At 33.8% G+C, this 17,284-nt stretch carries 16 protein-coding genes; 7 read left to right on the top strand and 9 right to left on the bottom strand.

Annotated elements, in window-relative coordinates; genetic code table 11:
- Window positions 1–44: 44 nt before the first annotated feature.
- A complete protein-coding gene (locus tag GCQ56_RS06070) occupies window positions 45–1,775 on the bottom strand; it encodes a M23 family metallopeptidase (protein ID WP_152733524.1) in 1,731 nt (576 codons plus the stop codon).
- A gap of 136 nt (window positions 1,776–1,911) precedes the next feature.
- Between GCQ56_RS06070 and GCQ56_RS06075 the strand changes: the two genes are divergently transcribed.
- The 3 genes from GCQ56_RS06075 to rny all read left to right on the top strand — a co-directional run bounded on the left by GCQ56_RS06075 (window position 1,912) and on the right by rny (window position 4,218).
- Window positions 1,912–2,208, top strand: coding sequence for a hypothetical protein (locus GCQ56_RS06075; protein WP_152733525.1), 297 nt, complete (start codon window positions 1,912–1,914; stop codon window positions 2,206–2,208).
- A gap of 9 nt (window positions 2,209–2,217) precedes the next feature.
- Window positions 2,218–2,508: a cell division protein ZapA gene (locus GCQ56_RS06080; protein ID WP_152733526.1), complete on the top strand. Its 291-nt coding sequence runs from the start codon at window positions 2,218–2,220 to the stop codon at window positions 2,506–2,508.
- A 177-nt stretch (window positions 2,509–2,685) separates the two neighbouring features.
- Window positions 2,686–4,218, top strand: a complete 1,533-nt coding sequence (gene rny / locus GCQ56_RS06085) for a ribonuclease Y (RefSeq protein ID WP_152733527.1) — start codon at window positions 2,686–2,688, stop codon at window positions 4,216–4,218.
- A 54-nt stretch (window positions 4,219–4,272) separates the two neighbouring features.
- Here rny and GCQ56_RS06090 read toward each other — a convergent pair whose 3' ends face one another.
- Both GCQ56_RS06090 and GCQ56_RS06095 read right to left on the bottom strand, forming a co-directional pair.
- A complete protein-coding gene (locus GCQ56_RS06090) occupies window positions 4,273–5,115 on the bottom strand; it encodes a transglutaminase family protein (RefSeq protein WP_152733528.1) in 843 nt (280 codons plus the stop codon).
- Window positions 5,116–5,207: 92 nt separating this feature from the next.
- Window positions 5,208–6,080 carry a nucleoside phosphorylase gene (locus GCQ56_RS06095; protein ID WP_152733529.1) on the bottom strand — a complete coding sequence of 291 codons (873 nt, stop codon included), beginning with the start codon at window positions 6,078–6,080 and terminating at the stop codon, window positions 5,208–5,210.
- Between the two features lie 190 nt (window positions 6,081–6,270).
- Here GCQ56_RS06095 and GCQ56_RS06100 point away from each other — a divergent pair, with 190 nt between their 5' ends.
- From GCQ56_RS06100 to GCQ56_RS06110, 3 genes are all read left to right on the top strand, one after another.
- A complete protein-coding gene (locus GCQ56_RS06100) occupies window positions 6,271–7,080 on the top strand; it encodes a prohibitin family protein (RefSeq protein ID WP_152733530.1) in 810 nt (269 codons plus the stop codon).
- Between the two features lie 232 nt (window positions 7,081–7,312).
- On the top strand, window positions 7,313–9,745 hold the full coding sequence (locus GCQ56_RS06105) for a DUF5916 domain-containing protein (protein ID WP_152733531.1): 2,433 nt from the start codon (window positions 7,313–7,315) through the stop codon (window positions 9,743–9,745).
- A gap of 922 nt (window positions 9,746–10,667) precedes the next feature.
- Window positions 10,668–11,126 (top strand): DUF4293 domain-containing protein, encoded by a 459-nt coding sequence (locus GCQ56_RS06110; protein WP_152733532.1) that lies wholly within the window; start codon window positions 10,668–10,670, stop codon window positions 11,124–11,126.
- A gap of 149 nt (window positions 11,127–11,275) precedes the next feature.
- Here the strand turns inward: GCQ56_RS06110 and GCQ56_RS06115 are convergent, their stop codons facing one another.
- On the bottom strand, window positions 11,276–11,893 hold the full coding sequence (locus GCQ56_RS06115) for a flavin reductase family protein (RefSeq protein ID WP_152733533.1): 618 nt from the start codon (window positions 11,891–11,893) through the stop codon (window positions 11,276–11,278).
- 217 nt (window positions 11,894–12,110) lie between these two features.
- Here GCQ56_RS06115 and GCQ56_RS06120 point away from each other — a divergent pair, with 217 nt between their 5' ends.
- On the top strand, window positions 12,111–12,395 hold the full coding sequence (locus GCQ56_RS06120; RefSeq protein ID WP_152733534.1) for a tetratricopeptide repeat protein: 285 nt from the start codon (window positions 12,111–12,113) through the stop codon (window positions 12,393–12,395).
- 114 nt (window positions 12,396–12,509) lie between these two features.
- On the opposite strand, the gene GCQ56_RS06125 is transcribed toward GCQ56_RS06120, so the two are convergent.
- The 5 genes from GCQ56_RS06125 to GCQ56_RS20255 all read right to left on the bottom strand — a co-directional run bounded on the left by GCQ56_RS06125 (window position 12,510) and on the right by GCQ56_RS20255 (window position 17,049).
- Window positions 12,510–13,340, bottom strand: a complete 831-nt coding sequence (locus GCQ56_RS06125; protein ID WP_152733536.1) for a hypothetical protein — start codon at window positions 13,338–13,340, stop codon at window positions 12,510–12,512.
- A 133-nt stretch (window positions 13,341–13,473) separates the two neighbouring features.
- Window positions 13,474–14,346, bottom strand: a complete 873-nt coding sequence (locus GCQ56_RS06130) for a DNA/RNA non-specific endonuclease (RefSeq protein WP_152733537.1) — start codon at window positions 14,344–14,346, stop codon at window positions 13,474–13,476.
- Window positions 14,347–14,418: 72 nt separating this feature from the next.
- Window positions 14,419–15,165 (bottom strand): HNH endonuclease domain-containing protein, encoded by a 747-nt coding sequence (locus tag GCQ56_RS06135; protein ID WP_152733539.1) that lies wholly within the window; start codon window positions 15,163–15,165, stop codon window positions 14,419–14,421.
- Complete coding sequence (locus GCQ56_RS06140; protein ID WP_152733540.1) at window positions 15,162–16,484, bottom strand: AAA family ATPase; 1,323 nt, start codon at window positions 16,482–16,484, stop codon at window positions 15,162–15,164. Before GCQ56_RS06140 ends, GCQ56_RS06135 begins: the two co-directional genes overlap by 4 nt.
- Window positions 16,485–16,887: 403 nt before the next feature.
- A complete protein-coding gene (locus tag GCQ56_RS20255; RefSeq protein ID WP_193323724.1) occupies window positions 16,888–17,049 on the bottom strand; it encodes a hypothetical protein in 162 nt (53 codons plus the stop codon).
- Window positions 17,050–17,284: the final 235 nt, after the last annotated feature.

The following is a 17,284-nucleotide window of genomic DNA, read 5'->3' on the forward strand; positions in this document are numbered from 1 at the left end:
AGCTTACTGTTCCTTAAATAATTGCACAGTTTTGATTTGTTTTGTTACCAGAAAAAATCCTTCTCAATAATTTTTGTATTGCCAACTTTATCTGTTACTGATAGTTTCAAGTGGTGCTGTCTTTTAGGAAGCAAGCGTTTTTTATCAAATGTGTAAAACAAATGATCGTTCTTTGCATCATATTCAAATAATACCCACTTGCCGTCAATTGTACCTTTATATGATTTTATTTCTGATAAGGAATCTTTAATTGTAAAGGAAATTCGCTTTTGACCAGCTAAACTTTTAAGCTTAAAATTGGTTTTTGACTTTACTGTTGGTGCAATGGTATCTACAGCAATGGCAAAATCTCCCAAAGTTCTGGTTTTGGTTTTTACCCAACCATCTATATATATGCCGCCGGTATTAGTTAACTGTCCATTCTTGTCAATTGAGGCAATAAATATTTTATCTGTAATCTTGTTTGAAATATTATTTCCTTTTATCGCAAGAGTATAATATTTGTGGACTGGTGTTGTGTTTTTGTGAATAGAATGAATATCGGATAGGAAAGAGCTATCTTTCTTTAGAGAATAATTAAATTTCAGATCGGAATAGAAAGAGTTTTCAGGGAATTTTAATTCAATACTATCATTTGAAAATTTGTTTTCGGTATTGCAAGTCATCTGCTGAGTATATGCCTTTTGCTCAAAGGATTTTGCATTGGTAGAACCTTTGGCATAAACTCTAAGTTTAGCAATATTATTTTTTGTATCTCTTGTAATAAAGTCAATTTTATATTTTTCATTGGGATTAAAATGAAAAATCCCCTCATTTTTAAACAATGAATAGATTGATAGTTTATTGTTGTTTTCTCTGAAAGTTTTGTGAACTCTTTTCTTTTCCAGAACATTCAATTCATAATCCATATGGGAATTTATGTATCGCGATTCATTAAAAGAAAATTCATTAAAAGAATAATCTGTAATTAAGGAATCATTGACTTTAACTTGCATTCTAAAAATTCCACATTTTCCCCAGGTATTGTCTAAATAATCGTTGGTTTGTAAAGAAAAACCAATATTTCCAGATAGAAATACTTTTGGATCTCCCTTTAAATGATAAGCATTATTGTAGAAGGTAACCGGAAATTTTTGACGTGTATTTTTTCCATTTACGTGACTAACAGAATCCATAGGATACATGTACATATTAAAGATTTTTGGAGATGTGGTATCTTTAATTTTAAAGCCAAAAAGTAATGGGTTAAGCGGATGTTCCGATTTTGTGTCTCTGATTTCGAAATGCAAATGAGGACCAGCTGAAGATCCTGTATTTCCAGATAAGGCAATAATTTTTCCCTTGCTTACAGGGAACTGTTCTTTCTTTAATGATAAATCAAATTCGAATGATTTTTTAGCATATTGATTCGCTTTTACAAAGGCTTCCAGTTCAGAATTAAATTTGTCCAGATGTCCATATACAGAAGTATAACCATTGGGATGATCAATATAAATTGCTTTCCCATAACCGCCTGCCGATATTTTTATTCTACTTACAAATCCTTCAGCAATAGCATAAACCTTTTTTCCGGTTGTAAATGTTCTAATATCAATACCCGAATGGAAGTGATTATTTCGTAATTCTGCAAAGTTTCCCGATAAAGTCATGGTAAAATCAACAGGTGATCTGAAAAGATTTTTAGGGAAATTTTTTTTCTGAGCTTTTAGGCTTGGAGATAAGAAAAGAAAGAGAATAGATAAAAAGGTGATTATGTTTGTTTTAATTGATATCATAGCAAATTGTAATTATTCATAAATGGTGTGTCAAAACTACAAAAAAAACCTTTTTTTTCGGTGTTTAGAGAGAAAATACGAACTAATATATTTGATTATCTTCTCAGCAATGTTAATTTTGTAAAAGAAAAATTGAATGATGGATCAGGAATCAAACGAAATAGTAATAAGTTTAAAAAAACGCATTAGCGAACTTATTTCGTTGTATCAAAAATCCAAGGAAGAGAAAGAGTCTTTAATTCATGAAAAATTGGAACTCATGGAGCAATTAGAAACTTTATCTCGGGAAAAGAAGGAACTGGAACATCATTACGATACGTTAAAGCTTGCAAAATCATTGGCTGGGAATAGTGAAGATTCTCACCAGGCTAAGCTGAAAATTAACCGAATTGTGCGGGAGATTGATAAATGTATTGCTCTTTTAAACAGGTAACAATTGTTTATGGATAAGAAACTTTCGATAAAAGTTGGAGTTGCGGGTAGATCTTATCCTCTTAATATTGACAGAAGTCAAGAAGAGGTGATAAGAAAAGCTGCAAAAATGATTGATGAGAAAGTGATGCAATACAAACAAAGATATAAAGATAAAGATACTCAGGATTTTCTGGCTATGGCTTCTTTACAATATGTAATTAAGGTATTGGAATTGGAAAATAAGGCAGATGTTGCCCCGGTTTATAATGAACTGAAAGCGATGGAGCGTGAACTGAGTGAATTTTTAGAAAAAGAGTAAACGTTCTTTAAATAAGTAAAGTAATAACCCGCATTATTTCTTGATCTTGTAATTGTTGATGCAATTAAATCAAAGGAAAATTATTTTCTGATGATTGATGTATTGTGTTGGTAATGAGGTTGAGTGATGGTGCGGGTTATTTTATATATAATTTAGTATTGACCTAATATTCGTAATATGATAGAGATAATAATAGGATCCATTGCGTTTGTCGGCGGAGGTATCATTTCTTATTTTGTTTTGCAGAAAGCATTAAAAACAAAGAATGAGATGATTGTAAAGGAAGCTCAGACGGAAGCAGAAGTGATCAAAAAAGATAAGATTCTTCAAGCTAAGGAGAAGTTTTTACAGTTGAAAACTGAGCACGAAAAGCAAATCAACTCCAAGAATAATAAGTTGTTGGCAGCTGAAAATAAATTCAAGCAAAAAGAGAATACTCTTAACCAAAGAATGGATGATTTTCAGCGCAAGAAAAAAGAAGTTGATGCAATTCGAGATAATTTGAATCATCAGATTGATTTGGTTGACAAAAAATCTGAAGAGCTTGAAAAAGCAAAAAGACAACAAGTTGAACAGCTACAGGAGATTTCGGGAATGTCGGCTGAGGAAGCGAAGAATCAGTTGATTGATTCTTTAAAAGAAGTTGCAAAGACTGAGGCTATGTCTTACGTGAATGAAATCATGGAAGAGGCTAAAATGTCTGCAAATATGGAAGCTAAAAAGGTTGTTGTTAAAACTATTCAAAGAGTTGCAACAGAAACAGCAATTGAAAATTCGGTTACCATTTTCCATATCGAATCTGACGAAATTAAAGGACGAATTATTGGACGTGAAGGTCGTAATATTCGTGCATTGGAAGCAGCTACAGGAATTGAGATTATTGTTGATGATACTCCTGAAGCAATTGTTCTTTCTGGATTTGATCCGGTTCGAAGAGAAATTGCTCGATTGGCACTTCACCAATTGGTAACTGATGGTCGTATTCATCCTGCAAGAATTGAAGAGGTAGTGAATAAGGTACGTAAGCAGATTGAGGAAGAAATTATTGAGACCGGTAAGCGTACTGCTATCGATTTAGGTATTCATGGTTTGCATCCTGAATTGATTCGTATGGTTGGTAAGATGAAGTATCGTTCATCTTATGGACAAAACTTACTGCAACACTCTAGAGAAACAGCTAATCTTTGTGCTATTATGGCAACAGAGTTAGGATTGAATGCAAAACGTGCAAAACGCGCAGGTTTACTGCATGATATAGGTAAAGTGCCAGATGATGAGCCAGAATTGCCACACGCAATTTTAGGTATGAAATTGGCTGAGAAATATAAAGAGAAGCCAGACATTTGCAATGCAATTGGTGCTCACCACGATGAAATTGAGATGACTTCAATGATTTCACCTATTATTCAGGCATGTGATGCTATTTCAGGTGCTCGTCCAGGTGCTCGTCGTGAAATTGTAGAGTCGTATATCAAGCGTTTGAAAGATCTTGAGAACCTTGCATTATCTCACCCAGGGGTATTAAAAACATACGCTATTCAGGCGGGTAGAGAGTTAAGAGTTATTGTTGGTAGCGATAAGGTTTCTGATAAAGAAGCTGAAACTCTATCATTAGATATTGCTCAGAAAATTCAGGATGAAATGACCTACCCAGGACAGGTTAAGATTACTGTAATTCGTGAAACCAGAGCCATTAACTACGCAAAATAAAACCAAAGTATATGAGTTAAAAAAACCGTTTCAATTTGAAACGGTTTTTTTTGTTTATATGGATTTGTAGAGATCTTTAAAATTGGGAATGTAAGTGTTTAGTTTTAATTTTTTATAGACATTAATATTGTGTTTAACTAACCTTTTTATCATGCTGGAATTTGTAGCAGCTCGATAATATTTGGCTCTGTTTTCAATCTTTTTAGAATTAATTACATATTCCAATTCTGCTTTGCCGAATACTTTACCTCTATCAATAGGATTGATATAAAATAAAATTTCGTTTTTATTTTTTTCTTTATCCACATGGCATAGTAACACACTATCGGGCAGGTTGATTCCATAAACTGGAATGTCCAGTTCCTGAGCAATTGCGGCATAAATGATAGAAATAATCACATAATTACCTTGTTTCTGAGATAGAACTGTTCCTATATCGCCATCCCAGTTAACGGGTTGATTGGGAGAAATAGCCTGGTAATTATAGATGTTAAAGAAAAAATGATTCAAGATTTTTATCTTCTCTAATGCAGTTAACTGATCATTTATTTCGAGCTGTACATCTTTCTTAATCTTATCGATTACCTTGCGAATTGGTTCTGTAATTAAATTCGGATTGTAACTTTTATTGACAAGAATAGCTCCATCAATTAGGTTTTGTGCATCTGTCTTGCCCCAAGTTGTCAATTCTCTTCTAACATGATTGAATTGAATTTTGTTGATGACTTGTTCAAGTTTTTCCTGTAGTAAAGGACTTTTGGCATCGAGCCAGAAATCTTCCAATTGAGGAATAATGCTAACGGGTAAGTCTGATAATTCTTTTTCTACCCTTTGGTAGATTTCCGGAGTAGGATCATCTAGTAAGGATAACAAAGCGGTGAGTTTAGTCTCATTCATAACTTTACGTTTTGGCCTGACTAAATATAGTAAAACCCGCAAGGAAAAGCAATCTTGCGGGTTATTTCTTTGAATATTAGACCAAAAGCAGCTTAGCTCAACCTATCTAAGACAGTTTGAATAAGGTTTTTTACTGTTGGTTTATAATCTTTACTGGCATCTTTATTAATACGATTGGCAATAATGGCGCATACAGCTGCAGCATTGTGTCCTAGCATTGCCGATAGCCCAAAAATTGCAGAACTTTCCATCTCGTAATTGGTGATTTTTTCACCTTGGAAATCGAATTTCTCAATCTTATCATTCAAATCCGGATCAAGAGTTTGCAATCTTAAAACTCTACCTTGTGGACCATAGAATCCATTTGCTGAAATGGTAACTCCCTGAATCATATCTTTGCCATCAAGTGCATCGATTAGATTTTTTGAAGCCGGAACTACATATGGAGAAGCCAATTTAGAATCCCATTTTACAAAATCCTTAAATGCCTTTTCAAAGTTTAAGTCTGAAACATTATCACGCTCAGCATAGAAGTTTAACATTCCGTCAAATCCAATTGATTTATTAGATAAAAGGAAAGAATCAATAGGAATAAACCCTTGCAATGCACCTGAGGTACCGATCCTTACAAGATTTAAACTTTTATGTTCTTTTTTAGGAGTTCTGGTCTCTAAATCAATATTTACCAAAGCATCCAATTCATTTACAACAATATCAATATTGTCGGTTCCAATTCCTGTTGATAAAGCAGAGAAACGTTTGCCTTTATAAGTACCAGTGGTGGTTACAAATTCTCTATTGGAAATTGTACATTCAATGGTGTCAAAAAAGCTGGCAACTAGCTCAACTCTTCCCGGATCTCCAACCAATATTACTGTATCAGCAAGATGTTCTGGTCGTAAGTGCAAGTGAAAAACACTTCCGTCGGGATTAATAATTAGTTCTGATGATTTTATTTTTTCCATATTCAAAAATTTTGAAAAATAAAGAGCCGAATCTATAAAAATTCTTGCAATCTACAAACTAACAATATGTATTCTTTTGAAATCTTTCAAGGATTTAAGTATACATGCTATAATTGCAACTCTTTCTAATAATATTGTACTATATTTAACTGAAAATTGAATCATATATAAAAATTATAAATATTAAATCATGAAGAAACAACCCTATTTTTTAATTGTCCTTGCCATATTTGCAGTAATACTTATCCTTTCAGGATCAAGTATGTTTTTAACAATTCAACCAGGAGAAAGAGGTGTTTTATTTAAAAGAATATCAGGATTAGAAAAGGAGAAAATTTATACGCCAGGCTTTCATGTTATTAACCCTATAAACGTAATGCATGTATATGATGTTCGTGAGCAAAAGAGCGAAGAGACTATGGATGTTTTGGATAAGAGTGGTTTGTCGGTAAATATAGACGTATCAGTTCGTTTTAATCCAATTTATGATAAGATTGGTTATCTACATGAAATTTTTGGGAAAGATTACATTAGTCAATTAGTTGTTCCGGAAGTTCGTTCATCAGTTCGTCAGGTTGCAGGTAGATATACTGCTGAAGAAATTTATTCTACTAAAAGAAAAGAGGTAGAAGAATCTATAATAACAGAAACTTCAAAAGTATTGAAAAAGAATAATATTCAAATGAAAGCGTTGTTGATTCGTTCTATTAATCTTCCAGAAAAGATTAAAGGAGCAATTGAAACCAAATTGCAGCAAGAGCAGGAGGCATTGGCTTATCAGTTTAAATTAGAGAAGGAGAAAAGTGAAGCTGAGCGTAAAAGAATTGCAGCAGAAGGTGAGGCTAGAGCCAATAAGATTATCAATAGCAGTTTAACAAACGCACTTTTGAAAATGAGAGGTATTGAAGCAACAATTGAATTGTCAAAATCTCCAAATTCTAAGGTTATTGTAATCGGAAGTGGAAAAGAAGGAATGCCTTTAATTTTAGGTAATAACTAAGAAATAAAATCAAAATACCGAGAGCCGCTTGATTATTCAAGCGGTTTTTTTTGTGCCTTGTTGTTCATATACGTACAGGATAGTATCAATTCCGTTCAGTTTTAAAAAAAGCAAAATTTATCTAAGTGGCATTAAGTCAATGCGTAATTGTTTGTGGCATACGATGTGATAAGTGGTATGATATCAACCTAATTAATTTTGCTAACAACCATTAAAACTAAGTTTGATCACCATGAATCGATTGCCCCTAATAATTGTTTTGTTATTAATATTATTTGCCTTGCCTGTACAAAGCGTAAATACTGTGAAGAAAGAGATAAAAGCTATTCGCGTTACCAATAAACCGGTTATCGATGGAAAGCTTGATGATGCTGTATGGAATAATGTACCCATTGCTACTGATTTTATACAGCATGAACCAAATAATGGAAGTCCGAGTAATTACAAAACAGAAGCGAAATTTATATATACCGACAATGCTTTAATAATTGGTGTTATGATGCACGATCCTGACCCAAAAGGCATATTTAAGGAGTTCAGTAAAAGAGATCGTATCAATAATTCTGATTTTTTATCTATACTAATTGATCCCTTTAATAATGGATTGGATGCCTTTGAATTTATTGTAACTCCTGCAGGAGTGCAATGGGATGCGAAAGTGGTAAACAGTAATGAGGATTCAAGTTGGGATGCTGTCTGGAAAAGTGGCACGGAAATTAATGGTGCCGGCTGGAGTGCCGAATTGGAGATTCCATATTCTGCATTGCGATTTCCTACAAATGACGTGCAAATTTGGGGATTGAATGTGATTCGTAACATTCAAAGGGTAAGGGAAAAAACATCTTGGAATTTTATCGATAAAGAAGAAGATGGTTGGGTAAATCAATCTGGTGTACTTAAGGGAATTGAGAATGTAAATCCTCCTGTACGTTTATCTTTTACACCGTATTTTTCGACCTATTTCGATAAGTCATCTGATCATTCATCCTGGGAAACCAATTATCGTGGAGGTATGGATTTAAAGTATGGAATCAACGAAAGTTATACTTTGGATATGATGTTGATACCTGATTTTGGACAGGTGCAATCGGATGATGAGATTTTAAATTTATCGCCTTACGAAACCAAGTTTGATGAAAAAAGACAGTTTTTTACCGAGGCGACAGAGTTGTTCGACAGAGGAGGAGTGTTTTATTCAAGAAGAATTGGTGGGCGCCCGACTAACATGTACGATGTAGAGGATTTGCTTAAGGATGATGAAGAAATAACAGAGAATCCAATTGAATCGAAAATTATAAACGCAACTAAAGTATCGGGAAGAAATACAAAAGGTTTGGGAATTGGAGTATTAAATGCCATGACTAAGAATACTTATGCTACGGTAAAGGATACTATTTCGGGTAAGTCACGAAAAATTAAGACTCAGCCATTTACCAATTACAACATGTTGGTCCTGGATCAGAGCTTAAAAAATGAATCCTACGTGAGTTTGTTTAATACCAATTTGTACGTGCCCGAAACAGATTATATCGCAAATGTTACAGGTAGTGAATTTATTTTCAAAAATTCAGAGCGAACTCATAAGTTAGAAGGAAAAGCCATATTGTCCCAACGATTTGAAAAAGGAGAGTCGGATCAGATAGGTCACTATCATCAGTTGGAGTATGGTAAAATTAATGGGGCATTTACCTGGGAGTATTATCACAGAATGATTTCGGATAAATACAACCCAAACGATATGGGTATTTTATTTAGAAACAACCAGATTAATAATATCTTACGACTTGCCTATGATGGCTATAAGCCTAAAGGATCCACTCTTGTGCGACATTTTAGATTGAGTTTCAATCACGAGGCAAGATATTCGCCAAGTAGATATTCACGTTTTAGTATCTATTACAATGCAAGAGTAAAGTTTATAAATCATACGGCAGTTGGAATTTATGGTAATGTAAGACCTTTGCATCATTACGATTATAACGAACCTCGTATTGATGGTTATAAGCTTAGAAAAGGAGCTTCAGCTTTTGCTGGCATTTGGCTTTCTTCGGATTATCGTAAGGCTTTTGCAATTGACATTGATGCCAATTATGGGAAACGCTTTTCTACAGACAATTTAAAAACTTTTCGTTTCGAAATTGAACCACGATATCGCTTTAGCGACAAATTTATGATGGAGTACGAATTGTCCTGGGATAGAAATATGAATGAGTTGGGTTACGCCGATGATGAAGAAACTGACGGACTGACAACAGTATATATTGGGGAAAGAAATACCTCATATGTGGAGAACAGATTGAGTGCCAATTATATTTTCAATAACAAGAGTTCTTTAACCTTTAGAGCAAGACATTATTGGGCTAAAGCGGAGTATGAAAATTTTTATACTCTACAAAAAAACGGAAGAGTCCAAAATTCTGATTACAATGAGAACAACGATATAAACTTTAACAGTTTCAATATAGATATGGTGTACTCATGGAGGTTTGCACCAGGTAGTGAATTGGCTGTAGTTTGGAAAAATTCCATTTTTAGTGATGATGATAAAGTTGCTCATCGTTTTGTAAATAACTTGAAAAATACTTTTGATGCGACACAACTAAATAGTGTTTCTGTCAAACTGATATATTATATCGACTACATGTCGTTAAAACGTAATGGTTAATTACCTACTTAAATTTTACGGTCTTAACTTACCGTAAAAGCTACCCAAGAAAGCGTTGTAAGGTTTAGGGGACTTTGCAATAGTGATTTGAAAGTGTGATTAGTTAGTATTAAGTAATGATGGTAAATGGCAGCAAACGGAAGTTTGCTGCATTTACAAACAATTCTGAAAATAATCAATCTGCTTAACGCAGTCAGATTGAGATAAGATATCGACTTTATGTCGTTAAAAGCAATGGTTAATTACCTACTTAAATTTTACGGTCTTAACTTACCGTAAATGCTACCAAAGGAAGCGTTGTAAGGTTTAGGGGACTTTACAATAGTGATTTGAAAGTGTGATTAGTTAGTATTAAGTAATGATGGTAAATGGCAGCAAACGAAAGTTTGCTGCATTTACAAACAATTCTGAAAATAATCAATCTGCTTAGCGCAGTTAGATTGAGATAAGATATCGACTTTATGTCGTTAAAAGCAATGGTTAATGACCTACTTAAATTTTACGGACTTAACTCTCCGTAGAAGCTATCAAAGGAAACATTGTAAGGTTTAGGGGACTTTACAAATGCGATTTGAAAGTGTGATTAGTTAGTAGTAAGTAAAGATGGTAAATGGCAGCAAACGAAAGTTTGCTGCATTTGCTAACAATTCAAAAATGTATTCTGTCCGCTTGTTTGCAGTCAGATTGAGATATAAAGCAACAGTATGTTGTTAAAAGACAGTGGTTAATGACCCACTTAAATTCTTCGGACTTAACTTACTGAAGGAGCTTACAAAAAATGTGATGTAAAGTATTGACGACTCTACATTGACAAATTAAAAGTGTGATTAGTTAGTATTAAGTAATGATGGTAAAAAAAGCAGCAAATGAAAGTTTGCTGCTTTTGTTTTTAAATTTAAATTTGTACAAAAATTAGATAAACATGATACAACGAATTCAATCTTTATACCTATTAGGAAGTTTTGTACTTATTGGTATGATGTTCTTTTTTCCTTTAGCAAATTTGAGTACAGCCGAACAATCGTACGAGTTTTTGTATAGAGGCATTCCTGCACTTACCGAGGGTGCACCTGCTATTTTTATGGCTTACCCGGTTGTTATTTTATTGTCGATAATTCTATTGCTAAGTTTGATTACCATTTTCTTATTTAAGAAAAGAATGCTGCAAATTCGTTTGTGTATTTTCAATATGATTTGCATGTTGGGAGCAATGGGCTTGATCTATTACAGTATCAGCAGTCAGGCAAAAACACTATCTGCAATTACCGATTACAGTTTGATTAATGCATTCCCTTTGGTTGCATTGGTATTAACTTACTTAGCTTTAAGAAATATCGGTAAAGACGAAGCTATGATTCGCTCTATGGACAGAATCAGATAAGAGTTTTAAAATATTTATACAGAAAAACCGGCTACAAAAGCCGGTTTTTTTGTGTCTTACAATTTCATTCTATTCATTAGTTACAGAGAATAGATTGGGTGGCGTGCAGTATTAAATGCGATGAATACACTATAATACCTTCTACCTTTCTACTTTTTTTCTTTCTTCACTTTCCCCTTTTTGCCTTTTACTTCTCTGGTTTTCTTTTTCATGACTGAGTGACCAAACTGACCAACCAATTTGCCCAATTCAAAATAGTAACCATGAGAGTAAGCCAAAGGACGCGATTTACTCAGCAAAAACTTACCTGTTTTAGGATTGATGAATTTTTCATCGGCTTGTACATTTACCACCTCGGCAATAAACATGTCGTGTGAGCCCAATTCTACAATATTCTTCACCTTACATTCTATGCTCAAAGGCGATTCCTCGATAATAGGAGCCGAGATCTCTCTCGATGGTCCTGGTGTAAGATTCATTTCAGCAAACTTGTCGAAATCTTTACCCGATTTTACACCACACCAATCGGTAGCGTGAGCCAAATCTTTTGTGGTAAGGTTAATAACGAATTCACCTGAATTTTTAATGATATCGTAGGAGTGACGATTCTTGCGAACCGAAATGTAACACATTGCAGGATCGCTGCAAATGGTTCCTGTCCAGGCTATGGTGATGATATTGTATTCTTCGGGTGTTGAACCGCAGCTTACCATTACTGCAGGTATAGGATATACCATGGTTCCAGGTCTCCAATGTTGTTTTGCCATTTTATATAGATATTAGGTTGTAAATTTACAAATATCCCTGTAATCTTTTAGGATTGATAGGAATTGAATTTAAAAGCTATTGGCTGATAGTTGTCTGCTGAATGCTTTTTAATTGATAAAAGAGTTTGATGTTGCATAAGGTGGAACTCACCCATTTTACTTACATTTGCTCAACAAAATAGGAGAGAAGTATTTCTCTTGAAACAACACAACAAGAATGAGTATCGAAAATTTATTAATAGAAGCCGATCAGCTTTTGAAAGCGGGAGATGCGAGAGCGGCATTAGAGAAATATAAAGAAATTGTTGGTATCGATGAGAAACACATTGATGCTCACTTTATGATAGGGGAGTTGCACCATCAGTTGGGCGAATTGCCTGCGGCATTAAGCGCTTACCTAATCACTACTGACCTACAGCCCGATCATAAAAAAGCTAACGTAAAAATTGAGATGATCAAATCCATAATGGATTTCTTTAATCCTGATTTGTACAATCCTTAAAATAGTAATACTTACTAAGTATTGATTAGTTGCTAGCCATTTCTATAATGTTTAGCAGCTAATTGCTAAATATAGATTGCCTAATATCACTGTTAATAGGCTTTAAGAACAGTTCTAATTGTCCCAATATTTATATTTTAATTTTGTCAGAGGACGTTCCTCATTTTCCGGTAAAGTTGAGAAATAGCATTCATCAATTCTTCCGTCCTCAGTATAGAATATTTGTTCTTTAAAATTTACAGTTAGTGTATAATCATGTTCACTTCTTCTAATTCTTTCAATAATTCTATTTTCAGCATCGTATTTATAGCTTATGCTATATTCTAGCCTTTCTCCAATAGTATATCTATCATCAGAAACATTTGTGTAATATTCACTTGTTAAATCTCCGTGTTTATTGTATACATACCTTAGGTAATTGCGATGAATACCATTTGACGTAGAAATATATCTTTCGAGCAAGCCATTATCATTGTAAAGGTATTTGTAAAATTGTTTCTGAGTGTATTCGCCATCTATATAGTAGGCTTGTATCATGCTGTCAACTTTGTTCTCCAGATATGTATAGAATCTAGCATAGGTATGTTTGTTATCCTTATCGAAGAAGCTCTCCTTTATAAGAAAATCACCTTCATATTCGTATTCTATGCTAACACCATGTGATATTTTGGTTTCTATTGGTCTCCCTGATTCAAATTGGTTTACGCATGTTGCCATTTTGATATATGGAACCATAGGTTCTTGATTATTCCTTATTTTGTTTTGGAAAAGAATACCATCAGTATTGAATTTTGCGTATTCAAATTCACTTTTAACAAGTTTATATTCACCACTGGTGTAATCGTATAAAGCTGAACTCCACATTGAATCAGAATCGATATCATCATTAGACGAACAAGCAAACAATACAAGAAATGAGAAGCTTAGGAAAAGAAGTTTTTTCATTTGGGTTCATCGTTTTATTTATGGTAAACAAATTTAACAACTCAACTTTATAGATCCAAAATAATATTATTAAATAGTTGCTAAGTATTATAGAGATACTTAGCAACTTTTGCTTATCTGCAGTTTAGCTTGTTTATTTATGCTGCCAGCAGTATTTCGATCCCGATGCAGCTTTCCTTGAGCAGCGTTTGCCCGATTTGGTTGTTCCGCAGCATCTGCCTGTAGTAGCATCCTCTTTTGATGTTTTGGTGGATACATTTGCTTTCGTAGCGGTACTTCCTTTAAAATACCAATTCTCTTTATCTACGGTATGTTCCAGTTTCTCCTCTATGTCGTCTGGTAACTGAGGAAAGAAATCGATTCCTGTTAGTTTTTCGATAAAATCGGTGTTTACCACAAATTTGGAGAGTGGCTCGTTAAGCTTCTCGTTCTTTAGCAGAAAAGCAATCATTCTGGCGTTCTTTCCCTCGCCGCGTAAAACGATTTTATAGTATTGTTGGGGGATGCTAACCTGTTGTCCTATGGTGTTGGCGATCACATTTAAAACGGGACCAGTAACCACATATACTTTTTCGTAATTTTTAGCATAAGAACGAACCAATCCTTCCAAATTTTTCCAAATGCCGCGGTTAAAACCAGGAACCTGAGGCGACATGTTCGACATGTAGAAGCTCTCGTTCATGGCACTGCTAGTAAAGCCCATATCGGCAGCCGGAGCCAAGTGACCTCTGTCGTAACCAGAACCTCTGTAATCTTCTAGGGTGGCAGAGCCGGAAGGAACGAATGGGTCGGGTCTGAATTTATCGCTGCGCTCTACCACTTTACGCGTTTCGGCAGCGGTAAGCTCGTAGGCTACCCATTCTGCCTGTTCGTGCTTTTCGGCGTAGGATAGCGTGTAGTTTTTGTGTTTTACAATTTCACCCTTACTCGTAGGATAGTATCTGTTGTCTTGTGAGTAAGCATGTAGTGAGAGGATGATGAATAGGAACAGTAAGCTTTTTCTCATGTAAGTATTAGTTTATATTGGAATTTTATTGTCAATGTAAAAAGCCAACTTTACAGTTGGCTTTTTGCATTGTTATTCTATTAGTGAGCAAAATTCTAATTCTTTAATTAAATTATCAATTTCATTATCCCAAAAATCAATTTCTTTAAAAGTTTCAATTATTTTCTTAGAGCAACAGTCGGTTAGGATAACAGTTGACAGAGTGGCAGAATATTCTTCCGTCCTAGTTGCTTCATTTAAAAGATTTATAAACCTTCCTAATAATCTTGTTAATTCGGGATGGTTTAATGTTACATCATTCTTTAATTTTTGCAAATTTATGCAGATGTCTTCAAGGATTTCCACAACGTGAGTTCCAATTTCATATCGCTTGTTGACAAAATGTCTTCGGTCATTGAGGGCTGTATAGTCAATAGTTCTTCGACCAATTTCATCTTTATCGTAAAATCTGTAGTTTTGAATATATAAATGTTCTTTTGGATCATCAAACAGCGGGTTTATTATTGTTGTTGTTTGAGTATTTAGATCTCCTTTGGTAGTGTTAGACTTCTTACTAGATGGGAGTAAATTCCCCCAACTAAGAACGTCATCTGGAAAATGATTTTTGGGAAGGAAGTGATCCACTTCCATGTATTTACTCTCTTCATTTAACTTACATTCTGAATAGCAGCACTTACCATGAGAAAATCCTAGAACAGCTTCACGAATAAACTTTCTGTTCCACACAGCTGTTCCATTCTTTTTATATTCTTCAGTTAACTCGTCTTGTAATTTTTTAGTTAGTTTATTAGGAATATTAGTCAGGTCTAACTTAATCATTTCTTCAATATTTGGGATAGCTGTAATTTAAGGATTTTTCTTTCTGCACTTTCTGGATGTAGTATTTCATCCAAATTGTCAAATGCCTTTATTGCCTGTTCTCGGTTTTTGGTATCAAGGGCTTTATCAAACAAATAGACAAGTTCATTATATACACTAGAGTATGTGCCATTTTCAATATGCATAATATCCTCAAGAATTTCTTCTACAGACCAACCTTTAAATGTACTTCTACTTGACTTGTGGATTTTTATTCCTTTTTCAGCTTTTTGAAGAATAAATAAGTTTAATTTATCTATGGATTGTATCACTTGTGGACTATGTGTAGTTACAATAAATTGAGTACCTGGAAATATATCAGATAGAAATTTCACTATATTCTTTTGCCAACTTGGATGTAGGTGCAGGTCTATTTCATCTATTAATACTAACGCCGGTTCCGCTAAAGGATTATTTGAACGAGGATATCTTTCAAACATCTTTTTGCAAAAATCAATAAACCAAGATAATGTTGTTTGATAACCATAACCTAACTCTTCTAAGATAAACCATCCATCTTTTGTTTTAAACTCGACATGATTTCTTAATGATTTAGAACTTATGAATTTAAAATCGGTTAACTCTGGGAATATACCACTTTTGAAAATTTTCTTAAGTTTAATAATGTTTTCAGAGGCTACGGCTTGTCCATTTTTACTAGCGTAATCAAGTTGCAAAAGCCAGTCTTCTATGTTTATCAAACTTTCATTTGGCATAAAGAGAGTTTGGGAGTTGTATTCACGATCTCCTTTTAAGCCTAGATTTCCAGCTCTTCGAGTAACTCCGTAACCATATATTTTTAAATTTTGTAATTTATTAAAATTACCACCTGAATACATGCTGTTAGTAGTATAAGACCATTCTGGTTCATCTATTTGTAAAGGATTTATAAATGGAATGCGGTTTGGATCAGAACTGTAAAGTTCAAAATTTCCCGAAAAATATGATTTATTTGAAGTTTTTTTCTTGATAAGAATGTCACAACCAACTAAATCTTGGTATTCATTGTTGATATCATTATGCTTTCCGTTATTCAAGGAATATTGTAGTGGAAGTGCAGTAATGTCATGTTCATCATCTCCTAAGTTAAATAATGTAGGCTCTAAAGTTGCAAGAGCTTTTAGTATGCTAGTTTTACCTGTATTATTGTTACCTAGAATTACAGTCCACTGAATAGGTTTATTGTTATTGTCCAATAAATTAAAATTATTTTCACCATGAAAACATTTATGATCTCTTAGGTAAAAACGACTAATATATGTTACGTATTTTTGTGTCATAGTTTTATTGATTGTAGAAAATTATCTACTGGGATATCATTATTTGCAATATAAACTAAAATTTATGGTTATAAAATTTTAGAATATATTATTCAAAAAGAATTCCCAAGTCTAATAAAAGGAAATATATTATTTTAAATGTTTATAAATAGAATGTTCTATTAGATATATCACATTCATAGCATTTTTTAATGTTAGAATGTTCTTCTTTGTGTTATCTTTTGTAGAATATTCTTGGATTTTTCTCATTCTAGTTAGAAAATATAAAAGTAAAATTTTTACTTAATATTTTCTCATTTAAATCAACAAAACATATATCCTTTATACCTTCACGCTTCTTCACAATCCTCATTCTAAATATTAATTTCTCATCCTTCACTACTCAATAAGTCCATCCTACACCTCACAAAACATCCTTACGCGCCATTGAGATTCTATTCACAATCACAAGAAGCCAATCTTCACCACCTGCTTGCCCTATTCGTGTCATCAATTCGGCTTCTCGAAGATTTGTTTGCCTCATTCTTGCGTGTGAGTTGATCTCTCGCAAGTTTGTAAGAGACATTCTTGCAAGTGGTTTTGTGTCTCGCAAATCTGTGAGAGGTAATCTTGTGTGTAATTTTATATTGTGCAAGTTTGCGAGGGTTGTTCTTACATTTGATTTTGGGTCTTACACATCTGCGAGAGCTAATCTTGTGAGCGAGGAGAGAGCAAGTTAAGTGTTTGGTATGCCCTAAGGAATGTATTTTTGGCTTTGCAATGAAAATGGGAATAGCCTGTTGGTACTTGCTGGCAATCTA

Origin of the sequence: Marinifilum sp. N1E240 (genome assembly GCF_009295825.1) — a bacterium.
Lineage (GTDB): Bacteria > Bacteroidota > Bacteroidia > Bacteroidales > Marinifilaceae > Marinifilum_A > Marinifilum_A sediminis.

What these genes read in the sequence shown, in the direction of transcription:
- GCQ56_RS06070 (WP_152733524.1), bottom strand. Translation starts at nt 1,775, where the DNA reads ATGATATCAATTAAAACAAACATAATCACCTTTTTATCTATTCTCTTT.
- GCQ56_RS06075 (WP_152733525.1), top strand. Translation starts at nt 1,912, where the DNA reads ATGATGGATCAGGAATCAAACGAAATAGTAATAAGTTTAAAAAAACGC.
- GCQ56_RS06080 (WP_152733526.1), top strand. Translation starts at nt 2,218, where the DNA reads ATGGATAAGAAACTTTCGATAAAAGTTGGAGTTGCGGGTAGATCTTAT.
- rny (WP_152733527.1), top strand. Translation starts at nt 2,686, where the DNA reads ATGATAGAGATAATAATAGGATCCATTGCGTTTGTCGGCGGAGGTATC.
- GCQ56_RS06090 (WP_152733528.1), bottom strand. Translation starts at nt 5,115, where the DNA reads ATGAATGAGACTAAACTCACCGCTTTGTTATCCTTACTAGATGATCCT.
- GCQ56_RS06095 (WP_152733529.1), bottom strand. Translation starts at nt 6,080, where the DNA reads ATGGAAAAAATAAAATCATCAGAACTAATTATTAATCCCGACGGAAGT.
- GCQ56_RS06100 (WP_152733530.1), top strand. Translation starts at nt 6,271, where the DNA reads ATGAAGAAACAACCCTATTTTTTAATTGTCCTTGCCATATTTGCAGTA.
- GCQ56_RS06105 (WP_152733531.1), top strand. Translation starts at nt 7,313, where the DNA reads ATGAATCGATTGCCCCTAATAATTGTTTTGTTATTAATATTATTTGCC.
- GCQ56_RS06110 (WP_152733532.1), top strand. Translation starts at nt 10,668, where the DNA reads ATGATACAACGAATTCAATCTTTATACCTATTAGGAAGTTTTGTACTT.
- GCQ56_RS06115 (WP_152733533.1), bottom strand. Translation starts at nt 11,893, where the DNA reads ATGGCAAAACAACATTGGAGACCTGGAACCATGGTATATCCTATACCT.
- GCQ56_RS06120 (WP_152733534.1), top strand. Translation starts at nt 12,111, where the DNA reads ATGAGTATCGAAAATTTATTAATAGAAGCCGATCAGCTTTTGAAAGCG.
- GCQ56_RS06125 (WP_152733536.1), bottom strand. Translation starts at nt 13,340, where the DNA reads ATGAAAAAACTTCTTTTCCTAAGCTTCTCATTTCTTGTATTGTTTGCT.
- GCQ56_RS06130 (WP_152733537.1), bottom strand. Translation starts at nt 14,346, where the DNA reads ATGAGAAAAAGCTTACTGTTCCTATTCATCATCCTCTCACTACATGCT.
- GCQ56_RS06135 (WP_152733539.1), bottom strand. Translation starts at nt 15,165, where the DNA reads ATGATTAAGTTAGACCTGACTAATATTCCTAATAAACTAACTAAAAAA.
- GCQ56_RS06140 (WP_152733540.1), bottom strand. Translation starts at nt 16,484, where the DNA reads ATGACACAAAAATACGTAACATATATTAGTCGTTTTTACCTAAGAGAT.
- GCQ56_RS20255 (WP_193323724.1), bottom strand. Translation starts at nt 17,049, where the DNA reads ATGTCTCTTACAAACTTGCGAGAGATCAACTCACACGCAAGAATGAGG.